Raw genomic sequence first — 11,844 nt, forward strand, 5'->3', positions numbered from 1 at the left:
AATGCCAACGATGTCCCGTTTCCTCTTCCTCGACGCCACCACCCGCGAACCCGGCCACACCGGCAACAGCGAGACGCTCGCCCGCCACGCCGCGGCCAGCCTGCCGGCCACGGCCGAGCAGCGCTGGTTCCGGCTGGCCGATCTCGACCTGCCGCCCTTCGTCGACCTGCGCCACACCGCCGGCAGCTATCCGCTGCCGACCGGCGACCTGAAGACGCTGCTCGACGAGACCCTGGCCGCCACCGACCTCGTTTTCGTCTCGCCGGTCTACTGGTTCTCGGTGCCGTCGCCGCTGAAGACCTACCTCGACCACTGGAGCGCCTGGCTGCGCGTGCCCGGCGTCGATTTCAAGGCAGCCATGGCCGGCAAGCGGCTGTGGGTGATCGCCACCAGCGGCAACCGGGAGAAGGCGCAGCCGATGTTCGACAGCTACCGGCTGTGCGCCGAATTCCTCGCCATGGAATTCCGGCCGCCGCTGTGGGGCAAGGGCGGGGCGCCCGGCGCGGTCCTTGCCGATGGCGAGGCGCTGGCCGCCGCCCAGGGCTTCTTCGCCGCATGATCGTCGGCACCGCCGGTCACATCGACCATGGCAAAACAACGCTGGTCAAGGCGCTGACCGGCGTCGACTGCGACCGCCTGAAGGAAGAGAAGGCCCGCGGCATCTCCGTCGATCTCGGCTACGCCTACACGCCTACGCTCGGCTTCATCGACGTGCCGGGGCACGAGAAGCTGGTGCACAACATGCTCGCCGGCGCCACCGGCATCGACTTCGCGCTGCTGGTGATCGCCGCCGACGACGGGCCGATGCCGCAGACCCGCGAGCACCTGGAAATCGTCGAACTGCTCGGCATCCGCCAGGGGGCGGTGGCGCTGACCAAGATCGATACAGTCGCGAACGAGCGCGTGGCGGCGGCGAAAGCCGAAATCGAAGCCTTGCTCGCGGATACCGCGTTCGCTGGTGCGCCGGTGTTTCCGGTCGCCGCGGTCAGCGGCGCCGGCATCGCCGAACTGCGCGCCCATCTCGAAGCCGTCGCCGTTGCCCAGATCGGGCGCGAGGCGGCCGGCGGCTTCCGGCTGGCGGTCGATCGCTGCTTCACGCTCGCTGGCGCCGGCACCGTCGTCACCGGTACGGCCTTCGCCGGCCGCGTCCGGGTCGGCGATCAGTTGCTGCTCTCGCCCAGCGGCAAGCCGGTGCGCGTGCGCAGCCTGCGCGCCCAGGATGCGCCGGCCGAATCCGGCCAGGCCGGGCAGCGCATCGCGCTGGCACTGGCCGGCGTCGAGAAAGGCGAAGTCGAGCGCGGCCAGTGGCTGCTGGCGCCGCCGCTGCACCGGCCGTTGCGCCGTTTCGACGCCAAGCTGCGGGTGCTCGCCGGGCAACCGGCGCTGAAGCACTGGACGCAGGTGCACCTGCACCTCGGCGCCATCGACGTGCCGGCGCGGGTGGCCCTGCTCGGCACCGAGGAAATCCCGCCGGGCGGCGAAAACTGGGCGCAACTTCACGTCGACCGTGACATCGGCGCGCTCGCCGGCGACCGCTTCATCCTGCGCGACGCCGCCGCCCGCCACACCATCGCCGGCGGCTGCGTGCTCGACAGCGCGCCACCGACACGGCGCAAATCCAGCCCGGAACGCCTGGCGATGCTGGCGGCGCTGTTTGAACCCGATCCGGCGGTGGCGCTGGCCTTGGCCGCCCAACAGCAGCCGGCCGGCGTCGATCTGGCAGCGTACGCGCTCAACCGCAACCTCGACGCGCCGACGCTGGCCGAGCTCTGCCAGCGGCTTGGCCTGCGCACGGTCGGCGACACCGCCTTCGCGGCCGCCGGCTGGCAGGCCCTGGGTGAGCGCTTGCTCGCGGCGCTGGCCGCGGAACACGAGCGGGCGCCCGACCTCACCGGCGTTGAGCGCGACCGCCTGCGCCGGCTGACGCTGCCAACATTGGCCCGTCCTGCCTTCGACGCGTTGCTTGGTGAACAGCTTGCCGCCGGCGAGGTCGCCCAGAGCAATGCCTGGCTGCATCTGCCCGGCCATCGCGTCGAACTCGCCGCCGCCGACCGCGACCTGTGGCAGACCTTGTTGCCGCTGCTCGCAGCGGAGCCGTACAACCCGCCGCGCGTGCGCGACGTGGCCAGGGCCACGGGAATTGCCGAGGGCACCGTGCGTGCGCTGTTCAAGCGCATCGCCCGGCACGGCGAAGCCTGGCCGGTGGCGCAGGACCATTACTTCACCGCCGAGGCCGTCGGCGCGCTGGCCCGCCACGTCGCCATGCTCAACGAACGCGACGGCTGCGCCCGCGCCGCGCCGCTGCGCGATCTGATCGGCGGCGGCCGCAAGGTGGCCATCCACATTCTCGAATTCTTCGATCGCATCGGCTACACTCGCCGCGTGCGCGATACCCATGTGTTGCGCGGCACGCCGGAGCAATTCGGATCATGAACAACGGAAGGAATCGTTCCCCGGTGGGGCGGCCGGTCTTCAAAACCGGCAGGGCCTGTCAGACAGGCTTGGGTAGGTTCGACTCCTGCTTCCTTCCGCCAGATTCCAGCGTCTGCCCGCAGCTACCTTTGTCACCTTCGCCTTGCCGTGCAAAAGCACTGTCTGCGGCTCGGTTTCGCGGTAGCTGCGAGCATCCGCCAGAATCGTCGCCCAGGATGCCGGCTTGTCTTCGCGTCCTGAATGCGCCACGCGCGCCGAATGCGCCGTAGAAACTTTCAAGCAAACATGGCTTACACACCCTTCACCGGCACCATCCCCGACGATCTCCTCTACTACCCCGAGCACGACATGTGGGTGCGTGAGCTGCCGGGCGGCGAGTTGCTGATTGGCGCGACTGCTTTCGGTATTCACCTGGCCGGCGAGATCATCGCCTTCACCAGCAAGCCGAACGGTGCCGAGGTGGCGCGCGGGCGGGGGATGGGGACGGTCGAGTGCCGCAAGACGGTGCTTGCGGTGCATGCGCCCTTGTCCTTCGTCCTCCTTGAAGGCAACGAGGCGGCCGAGGAGCGGCCCGGGCGGATCAACCGCGACCCTTACGGCGAAGGCTGGATGGCCCGCGTGCGGCCGACCGACTGGGCCGGCGAGCGCGGCCTGCTGGTCGATGCCGCCGCCTACCGGGCGCAGGTGCTGAAGCTCGATCCGGAGGCCCGCCTTGACTGAGCGGCTGGCCCTGCTGATCGGCTCGGCGCAGCCGGAACAGGCGGTGACGCCGCTGGTGCATGCGCTGGCCGCGCGCGCGCTGGATGCCGAGGTCGAAATCCACTTCGCCGGGCCGGCGGTGCGCTGGCTGGTCGCCGGTGTTGCCGAGGTGGCCTGGCCGACGCCGGCGCGGGAGAAATCGATCGCTGCCTTCCTCGACGAAGCCGCCGCCGCCGGCGTCCGCTTCTACGCCTGCAGCATGGCCCGCGCCGCCTGGATCGGCGCCGAAGAAACGCTGCGCGCCGATGCCGGCGCCGCCGGCGCCACCGCTTTCGTTGCCCGCACGCTCGATCCGGCGTGGCGGACGCTGGTGTACTGATGGATCGCGGAAAGATCACCGGCGTCGTCCTGGCCGGCGGGCTCGGCCGGCGCATGGGCGGTGTCGACAAGGGCTTGCAGGAACTCGACGGGCGGCCGCTGGTGGCGCATGTGATTGCCCGGCTGGCGCCGCAGCTTGGCCCGTTGCTGATCAACGCCAACCGCAATGGCGAGCGTTACGCCGCTTTCGGCCATCCGGTCGTTGCCGACGCCATCGACGGCTTTGCCGGCCCGCTGGCCGGGCTGCACGCGGCGCTGGCGGCGGCGACGACACCCTATGTGGCAACGGCGCCCTGCGATTCGCCCTTCCTGCCGGACGACCTGGTTTCCCGGCTGTTTGCGGCCTTGACCGCAAACGCCGCGCAGATCGCCGTCGCCCGCACCGGCGAGCAGGTGCATCCGGTGTTCTGCCTGTGCCGGCGCGAGCTGCTGCCGTCGCTGGCGGCTTATCTGCAGGCCGGCGAGCGCCGCTTCGGCGGCTGGACGGCGACGCTGGCCACGGTCGAGGTTGTTTTCGACGACCAGTCGGCGGCCTTCGAAAACATCAACACGCGGCAGGAATTGGCGCGTTTCTCGGGCGCCTAGCGTCCTTTCGGCTCGATGCGCTGGCCGGCCTTGCGCAGCGTGCCGTCGTCGAGGTCGAAGTGCGCCGAGAAATAGGTCTCCTCGGTCGGGATGTCGCCGGCGATGTGCCATTCCCAGACCTCTTCGCCAAGCTTGCGGAACACCTCGCGGCGCGCCGGTTGGCCGAGGCGGCGACGCACCTCGGCCTGCCGCATGCCCGGCGTGATCTGCGCCAGATTCTCCGCGGTCAGTACCTGTTCCATGACGGCGACGATCTCCCGGCTGTCGAAGCTGATCATGTAGCAGTGGATGCCGGCCGGCTGGCGGCTGTATTCCCAGGTGACCGTGCCGTCGTCGTTGCGGTGGACGAAACCGGGCTCGCCCATGCGGCTGCGCACTTCGGCCTGAGTGGTGATGCCCGGCTTGATCTCGGGTAAGTTGACCGAATCGCAGGCCGGCAGCAGGACGGCGGCAATGGCGGAGAAGGCGGTGGCAATCCAGCCGGACAGTTTCATCGGAATTTCCTCTTGGGTGACGTCGCTCAGTTTACGCAAATTGCCGCCGGGCTTTCATAATAAGGCTCCTGACCAATTACCCGACCACCGATGCAGCATCTCGACCCCCACGCCGCTCACCTTTTCCTGCAACAGACGCCGGAGGCGATCCTGGTCGATTGCCGGACCGAAATCGAGCACATGTACGTCGGCCATCCGATCGGCGCCGAACACGTTGCCTGGCAGGAAGGCCCGGATTGGGAGATCGACCCGGATTTCGCCGCCAGGGTGAAGCGCCTGGTCAAGGGCGAGCTGGCCCGCCCGGTGCTGCTCATCTGCCGCAGCGGTGTGCGTTCGCTGGCTGCCGGCGAGGCGCTGGAGGCGGCGGGCTTCACGCAGGTGGTTAATGTTCTGGAAGGCTTCGAGGGGCCGCTCGACGAGGATTTTCATCGCGGCACCCTGGGCGGCTGGCGCTATCGCGGCCTACCCTGGCAGCAATCTTAGCCGCCGGTGGGCGAGGGCGGCCAGGCCGCCGATGGCGAGCAGGCCGGCCATGCCCAGCGCCAGATGCAATGTCGAGTTCCACAAGGCCGGCGCGATCAGTGCCGCGGCGACGCCGTTGAAGCCGGATTGGAAGAAGGTCTGGCACGATGCCGCCAGGCCGCGCTGCGCCGGGAAGGGGTCGAGCGCGAACAGGGTCAGGTTGGGCATCGCCAGCGACATGCCCAAGGTGTAGACGAAAAGCGGCGCGACGCTCCACGGCAGGCCGGGCGGCAGGCTCAGGTTGAGCGCCAGGTTGAGGCTGGCGGCGCAGCCCATCACCAGGTAACCGAGGGCGATGGTGCGCCCCGGCGATAGGCGGCCGGCGAGCCGTCCGGAACACCATGAACCGCTCATCAGCCCCAGCATCGCCGGGCCGAACAGCCAGAGGAAGGCGGTTTCCGGCAGGCCGAGGTGGCGCATCAGGAACACCGGCGACGACAGCACGTAGATGAAGAAACCGCCGAAGTTGAGCGCCAGCGCGGCGCAGGCGAAGAGGAAGCGGGGCGAACTGAAGACCTTGCGGTAGGTGCTCGCCAGGTAGCTCGGGCGCAAGGACTGGCGCTTTTCCGGCGGCAGGGTTTCCGGCAGCAGGTAGAGGCAGGCGATCCACAGGGCGATGGTCGACAGGCTCAGGAACGCAAACACCGAGCGCCAGCCGAAAGCGCTCTGCAGCCAGCCGCCGATCACCGGCGCGATGGCCGGCGCCAGTGCGAACATCATCGTGATCTGCGCCATCAGGCGCTGGGCGTCGGCGCCGTCGTAGAGATCGCGGACGATGGCGCGGCTGATGACGATGCCGGCACCCGCGGTGATCCCCTGGATACCGCGCCAGAACCACAGTTGACCGATGCCGCTGGCGAGCATGCAGCCGAGCGAGGCGACCCCGAACAGCGCGAGCGCGGCGAGGATCACCCGACGGCGCCCGAAGCGGTCGGCAATCGCGCCGTGCCACAGGGTCATCGCGGCGAAGGAGAAGAGATAGGCGGACAGCGTCTGCTGCACCTCGATCTGGGTCGCGCCCAGGCGTTGGGCGATGTCCGGGAACGACGGCAGGTAGGTGTCGATCGAGAACGGACCGAGCGCGGACAGGCAGGCGAGCAGCAGCGCGATGCCGCGGGTGCTGCGGGAGGATGGGGGCATGGAATCAGTCGGCGGCGAAGCGGCGGTACTGGATCGCTTCGGCAATATGGGCAGCCGTGATGATATCGCTTTCCGCCAGGTCGGCGACGGTGCGCGCCACGCGCAGCACGCGGTGCCAGGCACGCGCCGACAGCCCGAGGCGGCTGGCCGCCTGCTGCAGCAGGGCGCGGCCGGCGTTGTCGGGCTGACAATGGGTATCGACGCCGACGGTGTCGAGACGGGCGTTGGCATCGTCCTGGCGCTGTTGCTGGCGGGCCCAGGCGCGGTCAACCCGCTCCCGCACCGCTGCCGAGGTTTCGCCGCTGGCCGTTCCGGTCAGGGCCTCGCCGGGCAGGGCGGGGACTTCGATGATCAGGTCGATGCGGTCGAGCAGCGGGCCGGACAATTTTCCCCGGTAACGAGCGACTTGCTCGGGCGTGCATTGGCAGCGGGCGTCGCCGTGGTAGCCGCAGGGACAAGGATTCATCGCCGCCACCAGCTGGAAACGGGCGGGAAATTCGGCCTGGCGGGCGGCGCGGGCGATGTGGATGCGGCCGGTTTCGAGCGGCTCGCGCAGGGTTTCCAGGACTTTACGGTCGAATTCGACGATTTCGTCGAGAAACAGCACGCCGTGGTGGGCCAGGCTGATCTCGCCGGGGCGCGGCGGGTTGCCGCCGCCGACCAGCGCTGCCGCCGACGCTGTGTGGTGCGGGCTGCGGAAACTGCGCCGGCGATAGCGCTCGGCGCGGAACTGGCCGACCAGCGACAGGACGGCGGCCGAGTCCCGCGCCTCGGTGTCGCTCAACGCCGGCAGCAGGCCGGGCAGGCGGGCGGCGAGCATCGACTTGCCGGCGCCGGGCGGGCCGATCATCAATAGCGAATGGCGACCGGCGGCGGCGACTTCGAGCGCCCGCCGCGCCTGGGCCTGGCCGCGCACGTCGGCGAGGTCGGGCAGGGTGTCCGCAGGCGCTGCCGTGGTCGGCGCCGGTGGTGTCAGCGGCGTCTGCCCGGTGAGATGGGCGCAGACGGCGAGCAGCGAAGACGCGGCGAGGATGTCGCCTTGTCCGGTCAGCGCTGCTTCGCCGGCGCTCGCCAACGGCAGGATGAAGGTCTTGCCGTCGCCCGCCGCTTGCAGCGCCATGGCCAGCGCGCCGCGTACCGGGCGCAGTTCGCCGGACAGCGAAAGCTCCCCGGCAAATTCATGGCTGGCCAGCTTTGCCGCCGGAATCTGCCCGCTGGCGGCGAGGATGCCGAGCGCGATGGGCAGGTCGAAACGGCCGGATTCCTTGGGCAGGTCGGCCGGGGCCAGGTTCACGGTGATGCGGCGGGCAGGGTATTCGAAGCCGGAATTGACGATCGCGGCACGGACACGGTCGCGCGCCTCGCGCACTTCGGTGTCGGGCAGGCCGACCAGGGTCAGTCCGGGCAGACCGTTGGCCAGGTGTACCTCGACGGTGACCGGCGGCGCGTCGAGGCCGTCGAGTCCCCGGCTGAGGGCGACGGCCAGCGCCATGAACTTATTGCGGGCTGCCGGTGCGCGCCTTTTCCAGCGCTTCGACGCGGGCTTCCAGTGCCTGCAGGCGTTCCCGGGTGCGGGCCAGCAATTGCGCCTGAATGTCGAATTCCTCGCGGGTGACCAGATCGAGCTTGCCGAACAGGCCGCCGAGCAGTGCCTTGGCGTTCTTTTCGATGTCTTTGGCCGGCGAATTGGCGAGCAGGGCGCTCATCTTGTTGCCGAAATCTTCCAGGATCTTGGGGTCGAGCATGGTTTTCCTCCGTGGCCGGCGAGTTTAGCACAGCGGTATTTGCAGCGTTTTAACCTGTCGCTCGTCGCTGGTGCGTAACGGAGTGTAACTGCACCGCCTTGGTGCTCTGTTTCGGTGCGCGGTTCTGGTGCGGCGCAGCAAGTTAATGAAAAACAAGGAAAATGTTATCTTGGCACGGGTCATGCATTGCTGGTTGCACAAAACGTTTTCCTTTTTCAATTTTCCTTTACAGGAGAGACACCATGAAGAAATCCCTGATTGCCGTGGCACTGCTCGGCGCGTTCGCTGCTCCCGGCGCGATGCAGGTTGCGATGGCCGAAGAAGCCAGCCCGCATACCATCACCGGCAACCTGACGCTGGCCACCAGCTACCGTTTCCGCGGCATCGACCAGACCTTTGGCAAGCCGACGCTGCAGGGTGGTATCGATTACTCCCACGCCAGCGGCTTCTACGCCGGTAACTGGAACTCGAACGTTTCGTCGGGCGCCGGCTTCGCCGAAGGCAACCTGGAAATGGACTTCTATGGTGGCTATCGCACCGCCTTCGGCGACGTCGGTGTCGATGTTGGCGGCATCTACTACTACTATCCGGGTTCCCAATCGCGGCCGCTGTCTGGCACCAATGCCAAGCACCCGACGTCGAACGCCAGCGGTACCGTGGACAACACCGAACTGTATGTTGCCGCCAGCTACAAGTTCCTGAGCGCGAAATACAGCTACTCCGTCGGCGATTACTTCAATCTGCCGAAGTCCAAGGGAACCAGCTACCTCGAATTGAACGCCAACTACGATCTGGGTAATGGTTGGGGCGTCAACGGTCACGTCGGTCACTTGTTCCCGAGCGGCTACAAGTACAACACCGCCGGTTCGCAGAGCATTGCCTACACCGACTGGAAGGTTGGCGTGACCAAGGACGTCAGCGGCTGGTTGTTCGGCCTGGCCTATGTTGATGCCAATGCCAAGGGTTCCTGCAACAACGGCGAGTTCTACTGCTTCGCCAGTTCGCTGGACAAGTCCGGCGCCCTGGGTAGCAAGACGAAGGATGCCGGCCGTGGCATCGCCGTCCTCTCCGTCACCAAGTCCTTCTGATTCATCAGGTATCCCCCCGCCGTTGCACGGGCCCGGGCGGCGGGGGGATCAAAAAAGTTTCAACCAGTTAGGGGAACACTCATGAAATTCGTTACTGCCATCATCAAGCCGTTCAAGCTTGACGAAGTGCGTGAAGCGCTGTCCGCCATCGGCGTGCAGGGCATCACGGTAACCGAGGTCAAGGGTTTCGGCCGTCAGAAAGGTCATACCGAGCTGTATCGCGGGGCCGAGTATGTCGTCGATTTCCTGCCCAAGGTGAAGCTGGAAGCTGCCGTCAAGGCCGACCAGATCGACCAGGTCATCGAAGCCATCGAGAAGTCCGCCAGCACCGGCAAGATCGGTGACGGCAAGATCTTCGTCTTCGATCTTGAACAAGTCGTCCGCATCCGCACCGGCGAGACCGGCGGCGATGCCCTGTAAGGAGTCGTGACATGAAACGAATTTTCGCAATGCTGGCCCTGCTGGGCGCGGTGACCTTCGGGGCACCGGCCTGGGCCGAGGAAAAGGCGGCAGATGCCGCGCCCGTGGCCGCTGCCGTTGCCGAAGCACCGGCCGCTGCCGCCGCCGCTCCTGCTGCGGCCGCCGAAGCTGCCGCTCCGGCCGAAGCGCCGGCCGCCGCTGCGCCGGTTCCCGATAAGGGCGACAACGCCTGGATCATGATCTGTGCTGCGCTGGTGATCCTGATGTCGATCCCCGGCCTGGCACTCTTCTACGGCGGTCTGGTTCGTTCGAAGAACATGCTGTCGGTGCTGATGCAGGTCTTCGTGGTGTTCTCGCTGATCTCCGTGCTCTGGGTGGTCTATGGCTACTCGTTGGCCTTCACCGAGGGTAACGCCTTCTTCGGTACGCTCGACAAGTTGTTCCTCAACGGAATCACGATCGAGTCGGTTGGAGCAACCTTTACCAAGGGCGTGGTGATCTCGGAACTGATCTTCGTGATCTTCCAGGGGGCGTTCGCGGCCATCACCTGCGGCCTGATCGTCGGTTCCTTCGCCGAACGCGCCAAGTTCTCCGCGATCCTGGTCTTCATGGTCATCTGGTTCACCCTCTCCTACCTGCCGATGGCCCACATGGTCTGGTACTGGGCCGGTCCGGACGCCTACATCGACGCAGCGGCCGGCGAAGCTGCCGGCAAGACGGCGGGCTTCCTGTTCCAGAAGGGTGCGCTTGACTTCGCTGGCGGTACGGTCGTCCATATCAATGCCGCCATCGCCGGCCTGGTTGGTGCCTACATGATCGGTCGTCGTACTGGCCTGGGCTCGGTTGCCATGGCCCCGCACTCGCTGACCTTCACGATGATCGGTGCCTCGCTGCTGTGGTTCGGTTGGTTCGGTTTCAACGCCGGTTCGGCGCTCGAAGCTTCCGGCGGTTCCGCCCTGGCGATGGTCAATACCTGGGTTGCCACCTCCTGCGCGACGCTGTCCTGGATGTTCGCCGAGTGGATCTTCAAGGGCAAGCCGTCGATGCTGGGTGCCGCTTCCGGCGCTGTTGCCGGCCTCGTGGCGATCACCCCGGCTGCCGGTTTCGTCGGTGTCATGGGCGCCATCGTCATCGGCCTGCTCGCCGGCATCGTCTGCCTGTGGGGTGTCAATGGCCTGAAGCGCCTGCTCGGTGCCGACGACTCGCTCGACGTCTTCGGCGTCCATGGCGTTGGCGGTATCCTCGGTGCGATCCTGACCGGCGTCTTCGCTGACCCGGCACTGGGCGGTACCGGTGTCTATGACTACGTTGCGAACGCTGTCGGTGCCTACGACATGGTCGCCCAGGTGACGGCCCAGGTCTGGGGTGTCGGTACCGTGATCGTCTGGTCCGGTGTCGTCTCCCTGGTGGCCTACAAGCTGGTCGATATCGCGATCGGTCTGCGGGTGCCGGAAGACGAAGAGCGTGAAGGTCTCGACCTCACCTCGCACGGCGAAAGCGCCTACCACCACTAAGCAGATTCGTAGTCTCTCTCCCTTCACGGGCACCCTTGGGTGCCCGCTTTTTTTGCTATTCTGGCCGCATGCGCATCGTCCAGATCTCCGACCTGCATCTGCAATCCAATCTCCTGTCAGGCGAGATCGATCCGTGGGCGGCGCTGACCCTGGCACTGAACCGAGTTGCCGGCCTGCAGGCCGATGCGCTGTTGATCAGCGGCGATATCGCCGAAGCGGGTGATTCCGGCTCTTACACGCGACTGGCGTCGATCCTGGCCGGCCTGGCCCTGCCGCTGGCATTGTTGCCCGGCAATCACGACCGGCGCGCCGCGCTGCACGCGGCTTTTCCCGGGCACTGGGACAATCCCGAAATGCTCTGCCGACGCTTCGATCTGGGGCCGCTGACTTTGCTCCTCCTCGACAGCCTGGTGCCGGGCAAGCCTTGGGGCGAGATCGGCAACGCCCAGTTGCGCTGGCTGGATGCGAATTGTCCGGAGCGCCGGCGCAGCATTGTCGTCCTGCATCACCCTCCGTTTGCGGTGGGCATCCCCGGCATGGATGAAATCGGCTGTCGGGGTGGCGAGGGGCTGGCGAACTGGCTATTGCGCCGGCAGCAGGTCGAGGCCGTCTGGTGCGGCCACGTGCATCGCCCGGTGTTCACCGGCTTTGCCGGCAAAATGGCGGCAACGGCCCCGTCCACCGTGCATCAGATCGCCCTGCAGGATGGGCCACTGTCCTGGACGCCCGAGTCGCCCGGCTTGCTGGTGCATGACTTGCTGCCGGGCTTGCCCTTGCGCAGCCATTACCTGCCGCTGCAGGCGGCGCCAGTTATTCCCTACTGACG

The 11,844-nt window shown here is 67.2% G+C and carries 14 protein-coding genes and 1 tRNA gene; 11 read left to right on the forward strand and 4 right to left on the reverse strand.

Annotated features, from left to right (window positions below; all coding sequences use genetic code 11):
* Window positions 1–10 precede the first annotated feature (10 nt).
* The 6 genes from AC0KWY_RS14510 (at window position 11) to mobA (ending at window position 4,095) form a co-directional block, all read left to right on the forward strand.
* Window positions 11–559 (forward strand): flavodoxin family protein, encoded by a 549-nt coding sequence (locus AC0KWY_RS14510; protein WP_474026205.1) that lies wholly within the window; start codon window positions 11–13, stop codon window positions 557–559.
* Window positions 556–2,433, forward strand: a complete 1,878-nt coding sequence (gene selB, locus AC0KWY_RS14515; RefSeq protein WP_474026206.1) for a selenocysteine-specific translation elongation factor — start codon at window positions 556–558, stop codon at window positions 2,431–2,433. Before AC0KWY_RS14510 ends, selB begins: the two co-directional genes overlap by 4 nt.
* A 5-nt stretch (window positions 2,434–2,438) precedes the next feature.
* Window positions 2,439–2,534 (forward strand) — tRNA-Sec (locus AC0KWY_RS14520).
* A gap of 184 nt (window positions 2,535–2,718) precedes the next feature.
* Complete coding sequence (locus tag AC0KWY_RS14525; RefSeq protein WP_474026207.1) at window positions 2,719–3,153, forward strand: glycine cleavage system protein H; 435 nt, start codon at window positions 2,719–2,721, stop codon at window positions 3,151–3,153.
* Window positions 3,146–3,511: a DsrE family protein gene (locus tag AC0KWY_RS14530; RefSeq protein ID WP_474026208.1), complete on the forward strand. Its 366-nt coding sequence runs from the start codon at window positions 3,146–3,148 to the stop codon at window positions 3,509–3,511. The genes AC0KWY_RS14525 and AC0KWY_RS14530 overlap by 8 nt, the downstream gene beginning before the upstream one ends.
* Window positions 3,511–4,095, forward strand: a complete 585-nt coding sequence (mobA, locus tag AC0KWY_RS14535; protein ID WP_474026209.1) for a molybdenum cofactor guanylyltransferase MobA — start codon at window positions 3,511–3,513, stop codon at window positions 4,093–4,095. The genes AC0KWY_RS14530 and mobA overlap by 1 nt, the downstream gene beginning before the upstream one ends.
* On the opposite strand, the gene bamE is transcribed toward mobA, so the two are convergent.
* On the reverse strand, window positions 4,092–4,589 hold the full coding sequence (gene bamE / locus AC0KWY_RS14540) for an outer membrane protein assembly factor BamE domain-containing protein (protein WP_474026210.1): 498 nt from the start codon (window positions 4,587–4,589) through the stop codon (window positions 4,092–4,094). The genes mobA and bamE overlap by 4 nt on opposite strands.
* A 90-nt stretch (window positions 4,590–4,679) precedes the next feature.
* Here bamE and AC0KWY_RS14545 point away from each other — a divergent pair, with 90 nt between their 5' ends.
* Window positions 4,680–5,072 (forward strand): rhodanese-like domain-containing protein, encoded by a 393-nt coding sequence (locus AC0KWY_RS14545; RefSeq protein WP_474026211.1) that lies wholly within the window; start codon window positions 4,680–4,682, stop codon window positions 5,070–5,072.
* Here AC0KWY_RS14545 and AC0KWY_RS14550 read toward each other — a convergent pair.
* The 3 genes from AC0KWY_RS14550 to AC0KWY_RS14560 are packed head-to-tail and all read right to left on the reverse strand — an operon-like array spanning window position 5,052 to window position 7,996.
* Entirely contained in the window at window positions 5,052–6,251 is a 1,200-nt protein-coding gene (locus tag AC0KWY_RS14550; RefSeq protein WP_474026212.1) for a multidrug effflux MFS transporter, read from the reverse strand. The genes AC0KWY_RS14545 and AC0KWY_RS14550 overlap by 21 nt on opposite strands.
* A 4-nt stretch (window positions 6,252–6,255) precedes the next feature.
* Window positions 6,256–7,743 carry a YifB family Mg chelatase-like AAA ATPase gene (locus tag AC0KWY_RS14555; RefSeq protein WP_474026213.1) on the reverse strand — a complete coding sequence of 496 codons (1,488 nt, stop codon included), beginning with the start codon at window positions 7,741–7,743 and terminating at the stop codon, window positions 6,256–6,258.
* A 4-nt stretch (window positions 7,744–7,747) separates the two neighbouring features.
* The gene (locus AC0KWY_RS14560; RefSeq protein ID WP_474026214.1) at window positions 7,748–7,996 is read right to left on the reverse strand and encodes an accessory factor UbiK family protein; all 249 of its coding nucleotides are present in this window, start codon (window positions 7,994–7,996) and stop codon (window positions 7,748–7,750) included.
* A gap of 242 nt (window positions 7,997–8,238) precedes the next feature.
* Here AC0KWY_RS14560 and AC0KWY_RS14565 point away from each other — a divergent pair, with 242 nt between their 5' ends.
* The 4 genes from AC0KWY_RS14565 to AC0KWY_RS14580 all read left to right on the forward strand — a co-directional run bounded on the left by AC0KWY_RS14565 (window position 8,239) and on the right by AC0KWY_RS14580 (window position 11,842).
* Window positions 8,239–9,084 (forward strand): TorF family putative porin, encoded by an 846-nt coding sequence (locus AC0KWY_RS14565; protein ID WP_474026215.1) that lies wholly within the window; start codon window positions 8,239–8,241, stop codon window positions 9,082–9,084.
* An 81-nt stretch (window positions 9,085–9,165) separates the two neighbouring features.
* Entirely contained in the window at window positions 9,166–9,504 is a 339-nt protein-coding gene (gene glnK, locus AC0KWY_RS14570; RefSeq protein WP_416690090.1) for a P-II family nitrogen regulator, read from the forward strand.
* A gap of 11 nt (window positions 9,505–9,515) precedes the next feature.
* On the forward strand, window positions 9,516–11,018 hold the full coding sequence (locus tag AC0KWY_RS14575) for an ammonium transporter (protein ID WP_474026216.1): 1,503 nt from the start codon (window positions 9,516–9,518) through the stop codon (window positions 11,016–11,018).
* Between the two features lie 68 nt (window positions 11,019–11,086).
* Window positions 11,087–11,842: a metallophosphoesterase gene (locus AC0KWY_RS14580; RefSeq protein ID WP_474026217.1), complete on the forward strand. Its 756-nt coding sequence runs from the start codon at window positions 11,087–11,089 to the stop codon at window positions 11,840–11,842.
* The last annotated feature ends 2 nt before the right edge of the window (window positions 11,843–11,844 follow it).

The sequence above is a fragment of the Azonexus sp. MM2026_4 genome (genome assembly GCF_055901855.1).